Origin of the sequence: Rhodococcoides trifolii (assembly GCF_014635345.1) — a bacterium.
In the GTDB taxonomy this organism is placed as follows: Bacteria; Actinomycetota; Actinomycetes; order Mycobacteriales; family Mycobacteriaceae; genus Rhodococcoides; species Rhodococcoides trifolii.
In genome coordinates this window covers 789,604-808,169 of sequence record NZ_BMCU01000003.1, presented here as the reverse complement: position 1 = coordinate 808,169, position 18,566 = coordinate 789,604, and the positions used below count along the sequence as shown (strand labels likewise).

26 protein-coding genes and 1 tRNA gene are annotated in these 18,566 nt (G+C 64.6%); 17 read left to right on the top strand and 10 right to left on the bottom strand.

Annotated elements, in window-relative coordinates:
• Nucleotides 1-104: 104 nt before the first annotated feature.
• A complete protein-coding gene (locus tag IEW02_RS17175) occupies nucleotides 105-539 on the top strand; it encodes a hypothetical protein (RefSeq protein WP_188546020.1) in 435 nt (144 codons plus the stop codon).
• A gap of 445 nt (nucleotides 540-984) precedes the next feature.
• Here the strand turns inward: IEW02_RS17175 and IEW02_RS17170 are convergent, their stop codons facing one another.
• From IEW02_RS17170 to IEW02_RS17150, 5 genes are all read right to left on the bottom strand, one after another.
• Nucleotides 985-1,302, bottom strand: a complete 318-nt coding sequence (locus tag IEW02_RS17170; RefSeq protein ID WP_188546019.1) for an ANTAR domain-containing protein — start codon at nucleotides 1,300-1,302, stop codon at nucleotides 985-987.
• A gap of 163 nt (nucleotides 1,303-1,465) precedes the next feature.
• Complete coding sequence (gene mscL / locus IEW02_RS17165; protein WP_188546018.1) at nucleotides 1,466-1,909, bottom strand: large conductance mechanosensitive channel protein MscL; 444 nt, start codon at nucleotides 1,907-1,909, stop codon at nucleotides 1,466-1,468.
• A 48-nt stretch (nucleotides 1,910-1,957) separates the two neighbouring features.
• The gene (locus IEW02_RS17160; RefSeq protein ID WP_229746099.1) at nucleotides 1,958-2,599 is read right to left on the bottom strand and encodes an SAF domain-containing protein; all 642 of its coding nucleotides are present in this window, start codon (nucleotides 2,597-2,599) and stop codon (nucleotides 1,958-1,960) included.
• 78 nt (nucleotides 2,600-2,677) lie between these two features.
• Nucleotides 2,678-3,031, bottom strand: a complete 354-nt coding sequence (locus IEW02_RS17155) for an FmdB family zinc ribbon protein (RefSeq protein WP_188546016.1) — start codon at nucleotides 3,029-3,031, stop codon at nucleotides 2,678-2,680.
• Nucleotides 3,032-3,140: 109 nt separating this feature from the next.
• Nucleotides 3,141-3,719: a 5-formyltetrahydrofolate cyclo-ligase gene (locus IEW02_RS17150; RefSeq protein ID WP_188546194.1), complete on the bottom strand. Its 579-nt coding sequence runs from the start codon at nucleotides 3,717-3,719 to the stop codon at nucleotides 3,141-3,143.
• Between the two features lie 108 nt (nucleotides 3,720-3,827).
• On the opposite strand from IEW02_RS17150, the gene IEW02_RS17145 reads away from it, so the two are divergent.
• The 6 genes from IEW02_RS17145 (at nucleotide 3,828) to IEW02_RS17120 (ending at nucleotide 8,245) form a co-directional block, all read left to right on the top strand.
• Complete coding sequence (locus IEW02_RS17145) at nucleotides 3,828-4,784, top strand: UTP--glucose-1-phosphate uridylyltransferase (protein WP_188546015.1); 957 nt, start codon at nucleotides 3,828-3,830, stop codon at nucleotides 4,782-4,784.
• A gap of 20 nt (nucleotides 4,785-4,804) precedes the next feature.
• The gene (gene glp, locus IEW02_RS17140; RefSeq protein WP_188546014.1) at nucleotides 4,805-6,064 is read left to right on the top strand and encodes a molybdotransferase-like divisome protein Glp; all 1,260 of its coding nucleotides are present in this window, start codon (nucleotides 4,805-4,807) and stop codon (nucleotides 6,062-6,064) included.
• A 43-nt stretch (nucleotides 6,065-6,107) separates the two neighbouring features.
• Nucleotides 6,108-6,758, top strand: coding sequence for a GNAT family N-acetyltransferase (locus IEW02_RS17135; protein ID WP_188546013.1), 651 nt, complete (start codon nucleotides 6,108-6,110; stop codon nucleotides 6,756-6,758).
• Between the two features lie 136 nt (nucleotides 6,759-6,894).
• A complete protein-coding gene (sepX, locus tag IEW02_RS17130) occupies nucleotides 6,895-7,644 on the top strand; it encodes a divisome protein SepX/GlpR (RefSeq protein ID WP_188546012.1) in 750 nt (249 codons plus the stop codon).
• A 65-nt stretch (nucleotides 7,645-7,709) separates the two neighbouring features.
• Nucleotides 7,710-7,785 (top strand) — tRNA-Ala (locus IEW02_RS17125).
• Nucleotides 7,786-7,828: 43 nt separating this feature from the next.
• Nucleotides 7,829-8,245 (top strand): phosphate acetyltransferase, encoded by a 417-nt coding sequence (locus IEW02_RS17120; protein WP_188546011.1) that lies wholly within the window; start codon nucleotides 7,829-7,831, stop codon nucleotides 8,243-8,245.
• A 7-nt stretch (nucleotides 8,246-8,252) separates the two neighbouring features.
• Here the strand turns inward: IEW02_RS17120 and IEW02_RS17115 are convergent, their stop codons facing one another.
• Entirely contained in the window at nucleotides 8,253-9,182 is a 930-nt protein-coding gene (locus tag IEW02_RS17115; protein WP_188546010.1) for an SDR family oxidoreductase, read from the bottom strand.
• 100 nt (nucleotides 9,183-9,282) lie between these two features.
• Between IEW02_RS17115 and IEW02_RS17110 the strand changes: the two genes are divergently transcribed.
• Entirely contained in the window at nucleotides 9,283-10,152 is an 870-nt protein-coding gene (locus IEW02_RS17110) for a helix-turn-helix transcriptional regulator (RefSeq protein ID WP_188546009.1), read from the top strand.
• Here IEW02_RS17110 and IEW02_RS17105 read toward each other — a convergent pair.
• Nucleotides 10,114-10,323, bottom strand: coding sequence for a hypothetical protein (locus IEW02_RS17105; RefSeq protein ID WP_188546008.1), 210 nt, complete (start codon nucleotides 10,321-10,323; stop codon nucleotides 10,114-10,116). The genes IEW02_RS17110 and IEW02_RS17105 overlap by 39 nt on opposite strands.
• A 119-nt stretch (nucleotides 10,324-10,442) precedes the next feature.
• Nucleotides 10,443-10,997: a CGNR zinc finger domain-containing protein gene (locus tag IEW02_RS17100; RefSeq protein ID WP_188546007.1), complete on the bottom strand. Its 555-nt coding sequence runs from the start codon at nucleotides 10,995-10,997 to the stop codon at nucleotides 10,443-10,445.
• 71 nt (nucleotides 10,998-11,068) lie between these two features.
• On the opposite strand from IEW02_RS17100, the gene IEW02_RS17095 reads away from it, so the two are divergent.
• The 5 genes from IEW02_RS17095 (at nucleotide 11,069) to IEW02_RS17075 (ending at nucleotide 14,184) form a co-directional block, all read left to right on the top strand.
• The gene (locus IEW02_RS17095) at nucleotides 11,069-12,013 is read left to right on the top strand and encodes an EamA family transporter (RefSeq protein WP_188546006.1); all 945 of its coding nucleotides are present in this window, start codon (nucleotides 11,069-11,071) and stop codon (nucleotides 12,011-12,013) included.
• 142 nt (nucleotides 12,014-12,155) lie between these two features.
• Entirely contained in the window at nucleotides 12,156-12,599 is a 444-nt protein-coding gene (locus IEW02_RS17090; protein ID WP_188546005.1) for an effector binding domain-containing protein, read from the top strand.
• 140 nt (nucleotides 12,600-12,739) lie between these two features.
• Nucleotides 12,740-13,033, top strand: a complete 294-nt coding sequence (locus tag IEW02_RS17085; protein WP_188546004.1) for a hypothetical protein — start codon at nucleotides 12,740-12,742, stop codon at nucleotides 13,031-13,033.
• Between the two features lie 234 nt (nucleotides 13,034-13,267).
• Entirely contained in the window at nucleotides 13,268-13,975 is a 708-nt protein-coding gene (locus tag IEW02_RS17080) for a TetR family transcriptional regulator (protein WP_229746128.1), read from the top strand.
• A 38-nt stretch (nucleotides 13,976-14,013) separates the two neighbouring features.
• Nucleotides 14,014-14,184, top strand: coding sequence for a hypothetical protein (locus IEW02_RS17075; protein WP_188546003.1), 171 nt, complete (start codon nucleotides 14,014-14,016; stop codon nucleotides 14,182-14,184).
• Between the two features lies 1 nt (nucleotide 14,185).
• Here IEW02_RS17075 and IEW02_RS17070 read toward each other — a convergent pair whose 3' ends face one another.
• Nucleotides 14,186-14,887, bottom strand: a complete 702-nt coding sequence (locus IEW02_RS17070; RefSeq protein WP_188546192.1) for a ferredoxin reductase — start codon at nucleotides 14,885-14,887, stop codon at nucleotides 14,186-14,188.
• 16 nt (nucleotides 14,888-14,903) lie between these two features.
• Entirely contained in the window at nucleotides 14,904-15,503 is a 600-nt protein-coding gene (locus tag IEW02_RS17065; protein WP_188546002.1) for a sulfite oxidase-like oxidoreductase, read from the bottom strand.
• Between the two features lie 57 nt (nucleotides 15,504-15,560).
• On the opposite strand from IEW02_RS17065, the gene IEW02_RS17060 reads away from it, so the two are divergent.
• Genes IEW02_RS17060 through IEW02_RS17045 form a run of 4 tightly spaced genes read left to right on the top strand, consistent with a single transcriptional unit; the run spans nucleotide 15,561 to nucleotide 18,554 of the window.
• On the top strand, nucleotides 15,561-16,412 hold the full coding sequence (locus IEW02_RS17060; protein WP_188546001.1) for an SDR family oxidoreductase: 852 nt from the start codon (nucleotides 15,561-15,563) through the stop codon (nucleotides 16,410-16,412).
• Between the two features lie 55 nt (nucleotides 16,413-16,467).
• Nucleotides 16,468-17,700, top strand: a complete 1,233-nt coding sequence (gene arcA / locus IEW02_RS17055; RefSeq protein WP_188546000.1) for an arginine deiminase — start codon at nucleotides 16,468-16,470, stop codon at nucleotides 17,698-17,700.
• A gap of 2 nt (nucleotides 17,701-17,702) precedes the next feature.
• A complete protein-coding gene (locus IEW02_RS17050) occupies nucleotides 17,703-18,065 on the top strand; it encodes a GntR family transcriptional regulator (protein ID WP_188545999.1) in 363 nt (120 codons plus the stop codon).
• Nucleotides 18,066-18,122: 57 nt separating this feature from the next.
• Nucleotides 18,123-18,554, top strand: a complete 432-nt coding sequence (locus tag IEW02_RS17045; RefSeq protein WP_188545998.1) for a DoxX family protein — start codon at nucleotides 18,123-18,125, stop codon at nucleotides 18,552-18,554.
• Nucleotides 18,555-18,566: the final 12 nt, after the last annotated feature.

The following is an 18,566-nucleotide window of genomic DNA, read 5'->3' as shown; positions in this document are numbered from 1 at the left end:
CTGACTTGTGTTGTGCGACAGCGGCGTGCGGGTAAGCCTGCTGGAGTGTCACAGAGCATCTGCCCGAATTGGGTTCGACGCCGTTTTCTGGTGAAATAACCTCCATGCGAACCACATTCATCTCCGCCCTGGCCGTCTCCACCGCGCTGCTCCTGGCCGGCTGCGGTAGCAGCGACGATTCGGCGGCCGCGCCGTCCGGACAGAATGCGGATGTTTGCACCCAGTTCGCTGCGTCGTACAACTCGTTGGCAGCGTTGGCAAAGGGCCCCACGGACGCCGACGTCGACAAGTGGACGGCAGCCAAGGAAGCCGAGATCGCGAACTTCAAGACGCAGAGCGGGACAGCCACGGGCGACGTGAAGGGCACGCTGACGACGCTCGTCGGCGCCTTGCCCGCGGACACCCTGGCGCTCTCCGAGCCCGACAGCGAGTCCGGGCAGGCCTACGTCGACAACGCGAATGCGGTCGCGAGCTCCTGCGCGGCCGACGGCACCACGATCACGCTCGACGAGTTCGCGCTCCCTAAGTTCACCGGCTGAGCCGACCTACCCACCCGTCACGCGGTGATCACGGCCGAATTGTTCGGTTTCTGCCGATTTGCGAGCAATCTTGCCCTGATGGCGATGCCGAGGTGGGCGAACTTTGTGACAAGTCAGCATGGCGCGCTGTATTAGTCAGCTGTAGCCGTTTAGCGTCCTTCTCGGATCCAGCTCGATAGCGTGGACAACGCGCGTTATCGAGAAATGGCGATGAGGAGTAGCAATGGGAATCAACGGCGAATTCGTGCAGTTCTTGATCGACAATGCGGACAATGGCTTGGTCCGAGCACTCGGTGCACTCTATGTGCTCGGAAACATCGTCGCGGCAACGCTCTTCTGATTCCGCCCTTCTGATTGCGCGAGAAAAACGTCACCTGCTAGGGACACTGCACTCGCAGGTAACGATCGGACTCGCAGAATCAGGAACGCGGATCAGGACAGCGGCTCAGGCGGTCGTCGCCAACCCCGGCTGCGCCACCGCACCCCGGCCCAGCGCTCCGCCCCACTCGAGCTCGGCAACGGACCGTGCGGCCGGTGAATCGGACGCCGACGGGGCGCCGTGTGCAGCCAGCGTGATCAACGCGCGCGAGAGTTGGAACAGGCTGAGATGATTCGCCACCGCGCACGCCACGAGTTCGGCGTTGGCGGCGTCGGGCGAGATGGACCGCACAGCCACCAGGATGCCGGTGGCGATGTCGACATCGATCCGCGACGCGACAGTGCGCGAGCGGTGAGACGGAGTGATGGCAGAAACTTCGGACATAGCGTTCCTTCGAGAAAGTGGGTCTGGCTATTCACAGCCGATCCCCATGGTGCACCCTCGACGTAATACCCGCCTGAGAATCGCCGCACACTCGCGAAGTTGTGGAGAAATGTTCATCCGATAGGCGAAATGTCCGCCCCTGTCACAGGTCTGGCGGTGCCGGTCAGCGTTCGTGGGCGCCCGTCGACGAGGTGCCGGGTCCCGCCGTGGGTCGGCTGTCCGCGAGAAGATCGCGGATCTGGATCAGGATGTCCTGGTCGCTGAGCGAGTCCTCGGCGGTCGAGGCCTCGGTCTCCTTCTTGGCGTCGAAGCGTGTCTTGGCTGCGTTGACCGGAACGATCAGAACGAAGTAGACGACGGCCGCGATGATGACGAAGTTGATGATCGCGGTGATCACAGCGCCGATGTTGACGAACGATTCGGGGCTGTCGGTGATCAGAAATCCGAAGCCGTACTCGTTCGATCCGCCGATCGCGGCAACGAGGGGGTTGATGATGTTGGTGGTGAAGGCGGTGACGATCGCGGTGAACGCCGCGCCGATGACGACGGCGACCGCGAGGTCGACCACGTTGCCCCGAAGCAGAAAATCCTTGAAGCCCTTCAACATGCGACTGCACCCCTCGACTCGACAGCAAAACCGTTTCGCCGGGGAATGCTAGTGCAAAACGACGGTCAAGGCGCTCACTAGCGACGCGGCGGCTACCGAGGTGGCAGCGTCGGTGGCCAACGCCAGGAGAATCAGTCGTTCCCGCTGCCTACTGCTTGCGTCGCCGGTGGGAACGAGGACGACGACCGCTCCCTCGGCCAGCACTCGGGTTCCGTCGTCGCCGACGGTCAAGACGTCCACGACGTCACCGGCTCGAACGATGTCGGCCAGCGACGGATCTGCGAGCCTGATCGGGACCACTCGTGCATCGGGGGTGGACAGCGCCGCGCCGGCCAGTCGTGGGCCGAGAAGCCGTACATCGGTGAGGGTTTCGCCCGATCGGACCGGCCCTGCGACCGTTCGGCCGGCGGCATCTGCGCTCGCCGTGGTCGCTCCGTCCGGCAGGGAAGCGCTGTCGACCCGAGTGATTGTCAGGTCGTCCTCGGTCAGAACGGTTCCCGGACGCAAGTCGTGACTGGCGGTCACCACCGTCACTCGGTCACGGTCGGGGTCGCCCCGAAACGCCGACACGGCGGCCAGCACCACGAGCGCCGCGGCGATCGACCGACGCACCATGATCGATCGAGTCCAGGCGGGACGCGGGATCGAGCGCTCGAACCAGCGCGCGTTCAGGCGTGGTTCGTTCGGCATGTCCGAACGGTAGATCTGCCGCGCCGACGGTGTCGACGACCTGTGGATGGACGAAGAATTCATCCACAGGCGACGAGATCAGCTTGCGGCGGCGGACTTCGACGTGCTGGACGAACTCGACTTGGAATCGGACGACGACGTGGAGGACGAGGACGAGTCGGACTTCTTCTCGGATTTCGTCGACCCGCTGTCGGACTTGGAGTCGGACTTCGACTCGGACTTCGCGGGCGAGGAGGACTCACTCGCGGTGGATCCGGCACGAGAATCGGTGCGGTAGAAGCCGCTTCCTTTGAACACGATTCCGACGGTGTTGAACAGCTTGCGCAGCTTGCCCGAGCATGCGGGGCACACGGTCAGCGTGTCGTCGGTGAACTTCTGCACGATGTCGAACTTGTTGTCGCACTCGGTACACGCATACGAATAGGTAGGCACGTCAGCAATCCTCCGAAACTTCTGGTCGGCCCGTAGACCGTCGTCCCAGGGACGCACCGGGGCAACTGGCACTCTACAGCTGACAGTGCCAACGTCGGAAACCGAAGGGCTATTCCGCGCCCGCGCGGCGCAGCCCGAGGCCGGGCGTCACCACGTGCGTCATCGCGATGTCGTGTTGCTCACCCGGCAACAGGTCCACGTACTCGTCGTCGTACACCACACCGACGAGGTCGGCCGACGCGGACACCAACGACAGGGTGCGGTCGTAGAACCCGGCGCCGCGGCCCAACCGAACGCCGCGGCGGTCGATCGCGAGGGCAGGGACCAGCACGATCTCGGCGTCGGCCACGGCCTCCGGCGGCAGGACGGAACCCGACGGTTCCCGCAGGCCGTACGGCGCCGGAACCAGCGATTCCGGCCCGGAATAGAACGCCCACTGCAAGGGGCCCGGTTCGCCCGCCAGGGGGAGAAGCACGCGTGCACCCGCCCCGCGCATCGCATCGAGCATCGCAATCGAACCCGGTTCGCTGCCCACCGGAACGTACGCGGCAACGGTGGAAGCTCCGGACGCCAATTCGGACAGGACGTGAGAGAGTGCTGATGCATCGGCGGCGCGCAGGTCCAGAGATCGGTGCCTGCGAGCGTCGAGAATGCGGCGTCTCCACTGGGCTTTCCCGGCGGGAGCCATCGAGGCTTTGCCGACTGTGGCCGTGCAGGGTTTGTCACCAGCGGGCATGGGGAAAACCATAAGGTCTCGCGCAGCGACTTCGCGATCTACTTGGATAGGGTGTGGGCCATGAGCTCAGAAGCAGGTACTACCGGTCAGGCTGCGGGACGCACTCCCTTCCGCACGGCCGTCGTCCCCGCCGCGGGAATGGGAACCCGATTCTTGCCCGCCACCAAGACGGTCCCGAAAGAGCTGCTACCGGTCGTCGACACCCCCGGAATCGAATTGGTCGCCGGTGAAGCGGCCGACGGCGGCGCGACGCGTCTGGTGATCGTGACCTCGCCCGGCAAGGACGGCGTGGTCGCACACTTCGTCGAGGACCTGGTTCTCGAATCCAAGCTCGAGGCGAGCGGCAAGCTCAAGCTCCTCGAAAAGGTCCGCGTCGCACCGTCTTTGCTCGAGGTGCAGTCAGTCATCCAACACGAACCGCTCGGCCTCGGACACGCGGTGTCGTGCGCCGAACAACTGCTTGACGACGACGAGGACGTCGTTGCAGTGTTGCTTCCGGACGATCTCGTGCTCCCGCGCGGCGTACTCGATGTGATGGCCCGCGTGCGCGCCAAACGAGGCGGGTCGGTGCTGTGTGCCATCGAGGTGCCGCACGAGCAGGTGTCGGCCTACGGCGTGTTCGACACCGAAATCGTCCCGGACGCAGTCAATCCGAACGTGCTGAAGGTCAACGGCATGGTCGAGAAGCCGAAAGCGGAAGACGCACCGTCCAATTACGCAGCGGCAGGGCGTTATCTGCTCGATCGCGCGATCTTCGACGCTCTGCGGCGCATCGAACCCGGAACGGGAGGTGAACTTCAGTTGACCGACGCAATTGCATTATTGATCGCGGAAGGTCACCCCGTTCACGTCGTCGTGCATCGTGGTTCGAGACACGACCTCGGAAATCCCGGGGGTTACCTGCGCGCTGCGGTTGACTTTGCGTTGGAACGTGACGATTACGGTCCCGCGTTGCGTGAATGGCTCAACGAGCGCCTGTCGGACGACTGGGCACCGCAGCTCACCACGTACGAATAGGTCGACAAGGGAAGGACCAGATGCGCTCGGTCGAGGACCAGCAGTCCAAAGTGACAGCGGCGGCCGTGGCACCACGTCCGGTCAGGGTTGCGATTTCCGAGGCTCAGGGACTTCTGTGCGCTGAAGAAGTGGTGACCGAGCGGCCGCTACCCGGTTTCGATCAAGCCGCGATCGACGGGTTCGCGGTTCGCAGCGTCGACATTGCCCTCGCCGGCTCGGACCAGGTCGACGACAACGGCGACCCGGTCGTGATCTCGCTTCCCGTGGTGGGAGAGGTCAAGGCGGGGTCTCGTCAGCCGATCCGTCTGCAGCCGCGGCAGGCGGTACGGGTCGATACGGGCGCGCCGCTGCCGACGTTGGCCGACGCGGTTCTCCCCGTCGGCCGCACCGACGACGGGCGCAACCGCATCGTCGTCCGTCAACCCGTCAGGTCGGGCGAATACGTCCGCAAGGTGGGCGACGACGTGCAGCCCGGTGACGTCGCGGTACGGTCCGGCACCATCATCGGCGCTGCTCAGGTCGGCCTTCTCGCCGCAGTCGGACGGGACAAGGTGCTGGTGCACCCCCGCCCACGTCTGTCCGTCATCTCCATCGGCGGTGAGCTCGTCGACATCGACCGCACCCCCGGTCAGGGTCAGGTCTACGACGTCAACAGCTATGCCCTCGCCGCGGCCGCCCGCGACGCCGGTGCCGACGTCAACCGCATCGGCATCGTCAGCGGAGACACGAAAAGACTGCGCGAAGTCGTGGAGGGCCAGCTCATCCGCTCGGAGATCGTCGTGATCTCGGGTGCCGTCGGCGGCGAAGCGTCGGAGTCCGTTCGCGAAGCGCTCAGCGACTTCGGCAACATCGAAGTCGACCGCATCGCCATGCACCCGGGATCGGTGCAAGGCTTCGGCCAGCTGGGTCGCGACGAGGTGCCCACATTTCTGTTGCCGTCGAATCCGGTCAGTGCGCTGGTGGTGTTCGAGGTCATGGTGCGTCCACTCGTGCGAATCGCGCTCGGCCGTCGTCAGCCCCTGCGCCGCATCGTGACCGCGCGGACGGTGGGTCCCATCACCTCCATCCACGGTCGGCGCGCGTATCTGCGTGGACAGCTGATGCGCGACGAGTCGACCGGGGAGTACCTGGTCCAAGCGCTCGGAGGTGCGCCCGGATCGTCGTCGCATCTTCTGGCGACGTTGGCCGAAGCGAACTGTCTGGTCATGGTCGACCCCGAGGTCACCGAAGTTCGGACCGGTGAAGAAGTCAGCGTTGCGTTCCTCGCGCAAAGGGGTTGACGCCCGAGGGCTGTGTCTGCGCAGCCGAGGTTAAAGTTTGAGGATGTCGCGTAAATGGTCGAGCCATCCCGGATGGCCGGCGAAGCTGGGACCGCTGACGGTCCCTGCCGGAGACGTGACGCTGCGGCCCATCCGCCTCCGCGACGCTGCAGTGTGGTCCCGGACCCGCATGCGCGACCGCGCCCACCTCGAACCGTGGGAGCCCAGCGGTGACGCGTCATGGGAACTGCGACATGCCATTTCGTCGTGGCCCCCGCTGTTCTCCTCGCTCAAGGCCGAGGCGCGACGCGGCACCATGCTGCCCATGGTGATCGAATTGAACGGTGAGTTTTGCGGTCAGATCACCGTCGGCAACATCGTTCGCGGCGCCCTGCGATCGGCGTGGATCGGATATTGGGTGTCGAAGGACGTCGGTGGTCAGGGCGTCGCGACCGCAGCTCTCGCCCTGGGGCTCGACCATTGCTTCGGTCCGGTCGGGTTGCATCGAGTCGAAGCGACCGTGCGGCCGGAGAACCAGGCGTCGCAGGCCGTGCTGCGGAAAGTCGGCTTCCGGGAGGAAGGCCTGCTCAAGCGTTATCTGGACGTCGACGGTGCGTGGCGTGACCACATCCTCGTCGCCATGACGGTGGGGGAGACGCCGGGAACGGTGGCCGATGTGTTGGTGCGCAGCGGCCGGGCGGCCTGGGCGAGGTAGTTGGAAGCGCTCGACCCTTGTGACTGATGTGACACGAGTTCACTCCGGTGTCGGCGCGTCTACGCGGGTATGAACCCCCCGGCCACTAACGTCGTGACGGTCCATCAATGCAGGTCGCACGGGAGGAGGGCGCCGGATGCCGAACTCGATCATCTGGGTCGGACTCGTCGCCGTCTGGATCTTCGTCCTCGTTCCGATGGTGGCCAACAAGCGTCCTCGAATCCGTCGCACCACCGACGCAGCACTCGCAACGCGGGTACTGCACCGCGGCGGCGCGACCCCCATACCAGCTCGCGGGCCCGCATCCGGGCATCGCAGCGACCCGAACTGGCGCCCGACAGAAGACGACGCGGAGGACTTCATGGAGAACGACCTGGACCACGAGCAGGACGAGTTCTCGGGCGACTCCGAATTCGACGACTCCGAGTTCGTGCCGCAGCGCCGTGGCCGCGGTGGGTTCGACCCCGAGGCCGACGCCATCGCCCGCGCCGCACGCTACTCGTTCCGGCAGCGGTCGGTTCTGGCGTCCGGGTTCATCCTCGTGATGTCGGCCGGTCTCGGAGTGCTTGTCTCCCCGATCTTTTGGTGGGCCTTCGCGGTCACCCTCGTCGGCCTGTCGAGTTACCTGTTCTACCTCCGCCGCCAGGTACGAATCGAAGAAGACATCCGCCGTCGACGGATGACGCGTCTGCAGCGCTCGCGACTGGGCGTCGAGTCGCGTACCGACCCGGAGCTCAACCTCACCCCGGAACGCCTCCGCCGCCCCGGTGCGGTCGTCATGGAGGTCGACGACGAGGACCCCGAGTTCGAACATCTCGAGCACTACGCCGAGCGGACCTCGGACGCGCATCTGGACGTACGCATGCGCCGCGCGTCGGGCGAATAGCCGATTCGATTCCGCCCGCACGGGGCTGCTAGAGTTTGGCAGCGCCCTGCGGAAGCGGGACGCAAGGGGCTGTGGCGCAGTTGGTAGCGCGTCTCGTTCGCATCGAGAAGGTCAGGGGTTCGATTCCCCTCAGCTCCACCACGTACGGTTCGGACACTCGTCCAGGGAAGGCATCATTGACCCGATGAGCGACCTCGAATACCTCGGCACACTGCTCGGCCAACTGGACGCCGAACTCCAGCGTCTTTCCTCGTCGGAGCCCGACTCCGACGAGCAGGCATCTGCCGTCGACGACGCGGCGGCCGCAGTCTTCAAGCTTCGCGAGAAGGTCAAGGCCGGCTACCCCAGCAAGAAGGCCTATTACCTTGCAGCGTCGACGGACCCCAAGGGAATCAAGGTCGAGGGCATCACCGCGTTGCACGGCAAACGCATTCACGAACTGGTCCGGGACCGAGGGTGGCTCCAGGTCGACGACAGTGCCGTGCTCGCCGCGCTGGACGACGACCAGATCAGCCGCTATCGAGCGGTGGCCGGGCGGGGCGTGGCGAGCACGTTCGCCGAGGCCCGTGAATACCTGGCGGCGGCAACAGGTCTCGCCTGACCTCCCGCTAGAACGTCACCCCCGTCAACTTCTCCGACACCTCCCACACCCGCGTCGCCTCGTCGGTATTCTCGAGTCGCGAATACAACTTCTGCGCGGCCGGACCGCCGCCCAGGTGGCCGAGTCCCTTGGGTCCGTAGAAGTGCGCGGCGTCGGCGGACGTGGCGGCCATCAGCGCCGGCAGCTTCGCTGTCTCGACGGTACCCAGCAGGATGCCGCGCTGGGACATCAGTCGAATCAGGCGGCGCCCCAACAGTTCACGGTCGCGGCCCAGTTCCGGGCGCGCCGCCAGCAGGTTCGTCGGAGCGACGCCCGGGTGTGAGAGGTTGCTCGTGATTCCCCACCCCCCGGCCGCGCTCCGACGGTCGAGCTCGAGACCGAACAGGCCGAACGCGATCTTCGACTGGCTGTAGGCCTTCATGCCGTTGTAGGAGTTCTCCCAGTTCAGGTCGTCCCAGTTGATGGAGTTGCTGTTCGCAGAGACGCTGATCTGCGACGTCACCCTCGCGTGGCCGTCTCGCAACAGCGGCAGGAGGTGGCCCACGAGAGCGAAGTGGCCGAGATGATTGGTGCCGAACTGCAACTCGATACCGTCGGCGGTCGTCTGGCGGTCGGGTGGGGTCATGACCCCGGCGTTGTTGACGAGCAGGTGGATCGGTTCGGCATCGTCGAGCAAGGTGCGGCCGAGTGCCGCCACGGAGTCAAGCGAAGACAGGTCGAGGTCGCGCAGAGACACCTCCGCACGCGGGTGCTCCTGACGAATCGCGGCGATCGCGGCCTCGCCTTTGCTCCGATTACGTACGGGCAGAATCACTTCGGCACCGGCTGCGGCGAGCCTGTGCGCGATGCCGAGGCCGATTCCGTCGCTGGCTCCGGTGACGACTGCGCGCTTTCCGCTGAGGTCGGGGACGGTGATGTCGATGTCTTTGCGTGTCATGTCCTTACGGTCGCGCAATTCGGCGTCCGTAACCAGGGCTGTCGCAGCCACTGATCGGCAGTCCGTGGATAGACGTGGGCGCGGCCGGTAGAACTGAACCATGACCATCGACCGTCCGGGACTGGCGCAATTCCTTCGTGTGCGCCGAGAGTCGCTGCAGCCCGAGGACGTGGGGCTTCCGCGCGGGCAGCGTCGGCGGACCAGTGGGCTGAGACGGGAGGAAGTGGCCTCGCTCGCGCACATGTCGACCGATTACTACGCTCGGTTGGAACGGCAGACCGGACCGCAGCCGTCGACGCAGATGATCGCGTCGATCGCCCAGGGGTTGCACCTGTCGCTGGACGAGCGACACCACCTCTTTCGTCTCGCCGGACACAACCCGCCGACGTCGGGAGTGGTGAGCGAGCACATCAGCCCCGGCATGCTGCGCATCTTCGATCGTCTTCACGACACGCCGGCAGAGATCGTCAGCGAGTTGGGGGAGACGCTCCGTCAGACCGCGCTCGGCGTAGCACTCACGGGGGATCAGGCAGTTCACACGGGTTCGGATCGCAGTCTGGCGTACCGCTGGTTCACACAGCCGGTGTCACGCAATCTGTATGCGCCCGAGGATCATTCGTTTCTGACCCGAATGTGGGTGTCGGGTCTTCGTGGAGTGGTCACCGCACGGGGTCCGCATTCACGCGCCGCTCGTATTGCAGAGGAATTGGTCGAGCAGAGCGCCGAGTTCCGGGAGGTGTGGGGACTGCACGAGGTCGGAATCAAACCGCGTGAGACCAAGACTTTCCTACACCCCGAGCTCGGCCGCCTCGAGTTGAACTGCCAGATGTTGATGGACCCGATCCAGTCGCAATCGCTTCTGGTCTATACGGCCGCACCCGGCAGCGAGAGTTACTCGAAGTTGCTGCTGCTGCCGGCAACCCGGGTGCTGTCACACAGCGGCAACGACGAGTCCTACGAGACCGAGTAGGGCAACACCGACCAACACGGCAACGACGATGGAGCCGATCACGGCGGCACCCACCGTGAGACCGGAGACGACGAACAGCGCCATCAGAACTGCACCACCACCGGACTCCACGAGCGCGGGCTCGCGAATCTCGTTCTCTGGGATCATCGGAGCCCTCTCGGTGTTACGCATGGTGCGTGTGTGACTGAAGTGAACGTACTACTCATCGGTAGTGCTTGCGGGATGTTCGGCCCACGTGTCTTCTACCCATGCGGAGCCGAACCGAACCATCACCCCACGGGCGATCCGGATCACGTCGTCGACCGGCGTCTCTTTCTTGCGCGGTAGGCCGCCACGTTCGTGCGGTTCCCGCAGTTGCCGGTGTCGCAGAAGCGGCGAGAGCGGTTGCGTGACAGATCGATCAGAACGGCATCGCACTCGTCCGCTTCGCACAGCTTCAACCTGTTCAGTTGGTCGGTGCGGACCAGTTCGGCGAACGCGACGGCGCATTCGGCCATGATTCGCTCGACGAGAGGCGCGGCGTCCTGACTCACATGCAGATGCCAGCCCCAGTCTCCGTGCCGGGCGAGTCTGGGTGCGGCATGTCCGTCGCCCAACATGGTGTTGACGTCACCGACGAGCGAATCGAGGTCGGCGAACAACCACATTCGCCGTAGCGCCGGGCGCAACTGCCGGACCTGTTCCAGCTCGATCGGCGTCCCGTCGCGGCGGCCGGTCCACTCGTACTCGTCGAGCAGCGCGTCGAGGGTGGCCGGATCGGACAACAGTTCCTCGCCGTTCCGTTCGGTGTTGATCAGCGCCGCCGACCACACCAAAGACACCTCGATGTCATGAGCAAAAGTCATTTGACCAGTGACCTCCAGTCGTTCTAGTGTCACGACCAACTTACCGTTTCACTCATGACAGGGGCACTGCCGTGGCACGCCAACACACCGGACTGCTCTTCGCAGCGCTGGCCGCCGTCGCCTTCGGCGTCTCGGGACCGTTTGCGAAAGCACTGACCGAGAGCGGATGGTCGCCCGAGGCAGCGGTGTTCGTCCGGGTGGTCGGAGGTGCGGTCGTTCTCGTCCCGTTCGTCCTCATCGCACGTCGGCACGCGTTCTCGGTGTTGAAGCGACGGGTGGGAAGCGTCCTGTTCTACGGCGTGGCCGCCGTGGCCGGGGCTCAGGTCGCGTTCTTCAATGCGATTCAGCACCTGTCGGTGGGTGTCGCCCTGCTTCTCGAATATCTCGCACCGGTTCTGGTGATCGGGTGGGTGTGGATCACCTCGAGACGCCGGCCGACCACGGGAACTCTGATCGGTGCAGCGATCGCACTCGCCGGTGCTGCCATCGTTCTGGATGTCGGCAACGGTGCCGAATTCGACCTCGTCGGCGTTCTGTGGGGACTCCTCGCCGCCCTGTGTCTGACGGTCTATTTCGTGGTCTCGGCCAGCGACGGCGATCCTGTCGACCCGTTCGTCCTTACCGCAGCGGGGTTGTCGATCGGGGGTATCACGGTCGGCGGACTGGCGGCCCTGGGCGTCGTGTCGCTTCGATTCTCCGGTGATCCCGTCGAGGTGTCCGGCCACGAGATGTCCTGGTTGGTTCCCGCGGTGGTCCTGGCCGTCGTCAGCGCGGCACTTGCGTACATCTTCGGCATCGTCGGTTCGCGAATGCTGGGTGCCGGCACGGCATCCGTCGTCGCACTGGTAGAAGTCGTCTGCGCGGTCGTAGCAGCATTCCTGTTGCTCGGAGAATCCATAACAATGGTCCAATTGTGCGGCGGGGTCGCCATTCTCGGAGGCGTTGCGCTGGTTCAACGTAGTTCCTCGGCAGATGCCCCGGTTCCGTCGGACGTCGTTGTCGCAACATCGCATTGATGCATTGCTACCGCTAAGGTGAGCGCAGGCAACGGCCCTCGAGTGGTGGTGATGTTTCTTCACGGGGTCTCAAATATCGTCGTTCGACTCGGACGAAGGCGTGGTCGTTGCAGTATCGCCCGACCACGTACTGGAGTCAGAGATGTCGTTCGAACTGGTCCATCTACCGGAGACCTGGGTGGCCGGTCTACCGGTTCGAAGCCCCAAACGGGCTCTGGGTCGGCTCGCCGACCCGAATTTGGAATCAGCGTGGTCCGCAGTCCTGAAACAGGACCTGGCAGGAACTTTGGCGTCGATCTACACCGACTACGTTCCCGGAATCGACTCGTACAACACGCAGATCGTGGGATACCGGGTCACCGCCGGTCGGGTCGCTCCCGGCCACATCGTGGCCAAGATTCCGCCGGGGCCGTACGCCCGCTTCTGTGCTGTCGGGCCGTTTCCCGACATCATGATCTCGTTGTGGAAAGAAATAGAGCATGCCGAGGAATCGCACGAATTCATACGAGCGCACACCGGTGATTACGAATTCCACGCGCATGCGTACAAAATCGAAATGTACTTACCGATCGTGGTGCGGAGTTGAGCCTTCGCCTGGATGCTCGAGGTAGTCAGGTTATCGGTGGACTCGTGGCACCGAGCACGCCGCCCGGTCCGGAATCGAGCAGTAGTGATCTGATCCAATTTCTTCGCGAAAGAATCCGGGACCGAGAACCGCCCGGCGTAATGGTCCACACCCTTTATGTACCGGACCAACTGGGGTTCTACAACGTGATCGTCGGGGTTCTCCGCGCGTCGCCCGCCGACGTCCCGTACGGCGACGTGTTCGCGACCGTCGGTCCTGCCGCCTACGCCGTCTTCACCCCGGAGATGAACTTGCCCGACCAGGTCGACGACGTGTGGGCCCAATTGGACGACGCCGTGCGTGACGGAACAGTCGTGCGGGCCGACGGACCCGAAGTCGAGACGGTGTCACCGGAGGGGCGAGTGGAACTCAGCGTGACTGTCGTTCTCGCGTGACAGGACTTCTGGTCCGTCTACCCGGTCGCAAACCGACCGTAAGTTTCCAGCACGGCGCCGAAACAAATTGCGCGACCTGATTGAAACGTGAAACGTCTTGCGAACAGGGTCTTTTCGGGTCAGAGGGGCTGTATCCCTCGTGAAGTGTGCCTATCATTGAGAAGGCGTCTGCATTTCGTCGAATTTGTGGTCGCCACGCAGTGTGAGGGCCGGGGAGCTCCTTTCGCCTTGGGAATGGTCAACGAGCACATCAGCGCACTACGACTGGAGATGGCAATGGTCAGGCAATTACGAGCAGAAGCAACACGGTCGGCCGCACTTCGCGCCGCCGCGGATCTCTTCCTGCGAGTGGGGCACGCAACGGCGACACTCAGCCAGGTCTCTGCCGAATCCGGGGTCACCAAGGGTGCGCTCTACTTCCACTTCGCGTCGAAGGAAGAGCTGTCGCGCGCACTGGTGGACGAGGGCCGCGAGCGCGTCGCCGCCGCATGCAGTGGTTTGGTCGACAACCGTTCTCCCGCACTCGAATCGGTCATCGGGATCACGTACTCGGTTCTCGAGCTCGCGAACTCGGACAATCTGGTACGCATCATGTACCGGCTCCAACTCGAGGTCGACGGTCCCGACCCCAGCCGCGGCAGCGTCTTCGGCACGTGGCAGAACCTGTTCGAGCTTCTCTTCGATCGCGCCATCACCCACGGTGACGTCATCGACTCACTCGATTCGAAGACTGCGTCGCTGCTGGTCTCCGAAGTTCTCTCCGGTGTCCTGATGGTCGCCGAGGGGACGTCGAAGCTCGCATCGGCCCCCATTCGCATGGAGCAGGTCTGGCACACCATCCTTCCGTCGCTCGTGCCGCCCGAGAAGCTCTCGTACTTCCGGGAGTTCGCCTCGCGCAGCCTGTCGAGCTTCGTTCGGGATCGCGCACCGATCGAGGTCTAGACGACATCCGGTGTCCGATCGGTGGCATAATGTGTGAGATGGAACACACTGCGAGCGATCATCGGATGTCGGACAACGAGCTCCGTAAAGCCATCAAGGTCATGCAGTCCCGTGCCGACGATGCAACGAAGCGCGGTGATCTCGACGATGCGAAACGAATCGAGAGAACCGTTCACGATTACCAGGACGAGATGACGCGGCGCCTGTAGCTCAGGTGGGACCGAACCGTTCCGTGCGAATGCGGCGCGGTTCGTGCCCGAGCGCCACCAGAATGTTGGCGGCGGTCTCGACGAAGCCCGTCGGACCGCAGACGAAGCAATCCGGCTCGAAGTCCGGCGGCCAACCGTGGGTGTTCAGGTCCGCTATGCCGAGCCTGCCCACCGGGCGTCGCGAGCCCACGGGTGCGCGTCGGGTGTGCACGAAATGTACGTCGACGACCGGGTCCGGACGTGCGAACTCGTCGGCGAAATACGTCTCCATCGGCTCGCGCACCGAGTAGACGAGCCGGAACAGAGCGCGGCTGCCCGCGTCGTGACGTGCCCGCAGCATGGCCCGCAACGGCACGATTCCGGATCCTCCTCCCACCAACAGGACCGGTCGCGTCGAGTCGGGATTCCAGACGAACCATCCGCCGATGGGCCCGCGCAGCTCGAGCTGATCGCCGGGCTCCACGACGTCGGCCAGATACGGCGAGACTTCCCCGTCCGGGACCGTCTGCACCGTGAGTTCGACGCGACCGCCGTTCCGCGCCGACGCAATCGAATAGCTACGCTGCGCCGAGTAGCCGTCCTCGGCGGTGAGGCGAACATCAACGTGCTGACCTGCGAGGTGGCCGGGCCAACCGTCGACATCGAGGACCAACGTGTGTGCGGACGGTGTCTCGACCCGTTTGTCGACGACGTTCGCGATCATCCAGGGGGTGGTCACCTCAATCGCCCTGGTACCGCTGCTCCAACCAGGGGTCGCCGTAATCGTGGTAACCGCCGCGTTCCCAGAAACCCTGTTCGTTGTCGGCCGTCAGTTCCAGCCGTGTCACCCATTTCGCCGACTTCCACAGATACAGGTGCGGTACCAACAGTCGTGCGGGACCGCCGTGCTCGGGTACGAGCGGCTGACCGTCGAATGTCTCTGCGACCCAGGCTTTTCCGCCGCGGAGGTCCGCCAGCGGAAGGTTCGTGGTGTAGCCGTCGTAGGAATGCGCGAGGACGTAGTTCGCCGACGTGTCCACACCGTCCAGCAGGAGATCGAGTGACACTCCGCCCCAAGATGTGTCGAGCTTCGACCATTTGGTGACGCAGTGAATGTCCACCGTGGGAGCTTCGTGTGGAAGAGCCCGGAACTCCTCCCACGTCCACGACGTGTCCACCCCGTGTTCGGAGGTGATCGTGAACGACCACTTGTCCGTCTTCACCACGGGCGTCGGACCGACGGCGAGTACCGGGAAATCGTGGGTGAGGTACTGGCCGGGAGGAATTCGCGTGTCGTCGCCGCGTCGCTTGCCGAGGAAGCCCTTGGAGATGAGTGCCATGACGGTCAAGTCTGCGCTCGGACTCGCCTCGGGACAAGTCGAGTAGGGTTCGATCTCATGGCGGTCAAGGATCTGCGATCGAAGAAGGTTCTCATCACCGGCGCGGGCAGTGGGATCGGGCGGGCCACCGCGCTCACCGTGGCCGAAGCCGGCGCGGAACTGTTCCTCACCGACATCGACGCGGACGGACTGGCCGAGACGGTGACGACCGTCGGAAAGCTCGGTGGCACAGTCGCTTACGCGGCTCCGTTCGATGTATCGGACTACGACGCAGTGGTGACGTTCGCGAACGACGTACACGCCGAGTTCGGGTCGATGGACGTGGTGATGAACGTTGCCGGAATCTCGGCGTGGGGAACGGTCGAGAACCTCGAGCACAAGTACTGGAAAGCCATGGTCGACGTCAATCTGATGGGGCCGATCCACATCATCGAGACATTCGTTCCGCCCATGATCGACGCGGGTCGAGGCGGTCACCTCGTGAACGTCTCGTCGGCGGCCGGTCTGCTGGCACTTCCGTGGCACGCCGCCTACAGCGCCAGCAAGTTCGGACTCCGTGGAGTATCCGAAGTGCTGCGGTTCGATCTGAAGAGGCACAAGATCGGGGTCAGCCTCGTCGTACCCGGTGGGGTCAAGACGCCACTGGTGAACAGCGTGCACATCGCCGGCGTCGACCGCGACGATCCCCGGGTCCAGAAGCTTCAGCATCGCTTCGAATCACGTGCTGTCGCACCGGAAACCGTGGCCGCCGCCATCGTGACCGGTATGGCCAAGGATCAGTTCCTCGTCTACTCCTCGCGCGACATTCGCATCGGCTACTGGATTGCGCGCAAATTCGCACTGCCGTACGAGTTCGCGATGCAGAAGGCGAACGATCAGTTCAGCAGGTTGCTTCGACCGCGTCGCTGAACGGGGAGCGCCGAAGCGGGAAGCGCGATCTCGCCCGGCGCACTACCGTCGACCCATGACGTCCTCCGCCCCGCCTCTGGGTGCCGACTCCGAAGTCGGCGCCCTCCGCACCGTCATGTTGCACCGACCGGGTGACGAGCTTCGCCGTCTGACGCCGCGCAACAACGATCAGTTGTTGTTCGACGGACTGCCCTGGGTCGACCGGGCTCGGGACGAGCACGACGCGTTCGCTGCCCTGCTCGTGAGCAGGGGCGTCGAGGTACTGCTGCTCGGCGACCTCCTCACCGAAACCTTGACCGTGAGCGGCGCCGCCCGTGTGCAGGGGGTCTCCGCCGCGGTGGACCCCCGCCGGCTCGGGATCAGCCTCGCCAAGGAGCTCGCGACGTACCTCCGGTCGATTCCCGCTCCGGATCTGGCGCAGATATTGATGGCCGGCATGACGTTCGACGAATTGCCGATCGGCGACGGCGACGGTGTGTCGCTGGTGCGCCGGATGCATCACGGCGCCGATTTCGTGATCGAGCCTCTGCCGAACCTCCTCTTCACGCGCGATTCGTCGTTCTGGATCGGGCAACGCGTGGCGATCACGTCGCTGGCGCTGGCGGCTCGCGCTCGCGAGACATCGCTCACCGACCTGATCTACGCGTTTCACCCGCGCTTCCTCGGCGTACGGCGTGCGTACGAATCGCACACCGCACCGGTCGAGGGCGGCGACGTCCTGCTGTTGGCGCCCGGTGTCGTGGCCGTGGGTGTGGGGGAGCGAACCACGCCGGCCGGCGCGGAAGCGTTGGCGCGCAGCCTCTTCGAGGACGAGTTGGCCCACACCGTCCTCGTGGTCCCCATCGCGCAGGAGCGCGCGTCGATGCATCTCGACACGGTCTGCACGATGGTCGACGTCGATGCGGTGGTCATGTATCCGATGATTCAACACTCGTTGTCCGCGTTCACGATCCGCCGTGAGGACGACGGGACGGGAGTAGTGGCTGTCACCATCAAGGGTGCACAGCCGTTCCTCGAGGCTGCGGCCGACGCGATGGGTATCGGGAAGTTGCGCGTGATCGACACCGGCCTGGACAACGTGACTGCCGAACGCGAGCAGTGGGACGACGGAAACAACACCCTGGCGCTTGCTCCGGGTGTCGTCGTCGCATACGAGCGCAACGTCGAAACCAATGCGCGCCTCGAAGCGTCGGGTATCGAGGTGCTTCGCATCGCCGGTTCCGAGCTGGGGTCCGGGCGCGGTGGGCCGCGCTGCATGTCGTGTCCCATTTCTCGAGATCAGTTGTAGCCATGCGTTTCTCGATCGATTCGAGGTCGTCCGTCGCGCCGTTCGAGCAGTTGCGCGCTCAGATCGTGAGCGGGATCGCCTCCGGCAAGCTCATCGCGGGCACGAAGATTCCTACCGTGCGCACCATGGCCGCAGATCTCGGTCTCGCGCCGAACACGGTCGCCAAGGCATACCGCGAACTCGAGCAGGACGGTGTTCTCGAGACGCGTGGACGGTCCGGGTCGTTCATCGCCGACGCAGGGGATCCGTCGCGCACCGCGACGCAGCGCGCGGCCACCGAGTTCGTCCGTCTCGCGCGTCGGATGGGTGTGTCCGATGCGCAGGCGGCGGAGTTCGTCCGATCCGCCCAACGCGAGTTGAGTTGACGCTTCAACTTAAAATGTGACACCGTCGTGCCGACCCCTCATCACAAGGAGCCCGACATGAACTCGTCCATCTTCCGCGACCTCGGCACACTCGTCGCCCGCATCGGTCTGGGTGTCGTCTTCGTCGCGCACGGTTGGCAGAAGCTCAACACCAACGGCCTCGACGCGACCAGGGCAGGCTTCGAAGGCTTGGGGATTCCGTTCCCGCAGGCCTCCGCGTACTACGCCACCTTCGTCGAACTGATCGGCGGAGCCGCGCTGATCCTCGGTGCGCTCCTGCCCGTTGTCGGCGTTCTCCTGTTCCTCGACATGGTCGGCGCACTGGTTTTCGTGCACGCAGAGAACGGTGTGTTCGTCACCGACGGCGGTTGGGAACTCGTCGTCGCGCTGGGCGCCGGCGCTCTCTTGCTTGCCGTTTCGGGCTCGGGCAAGTTCGCCGTGGACGGAGCAGTCGGCGGTCGTCGGACGAAGTCTCGGGCGAACGCCTGACCAGCATGTCCT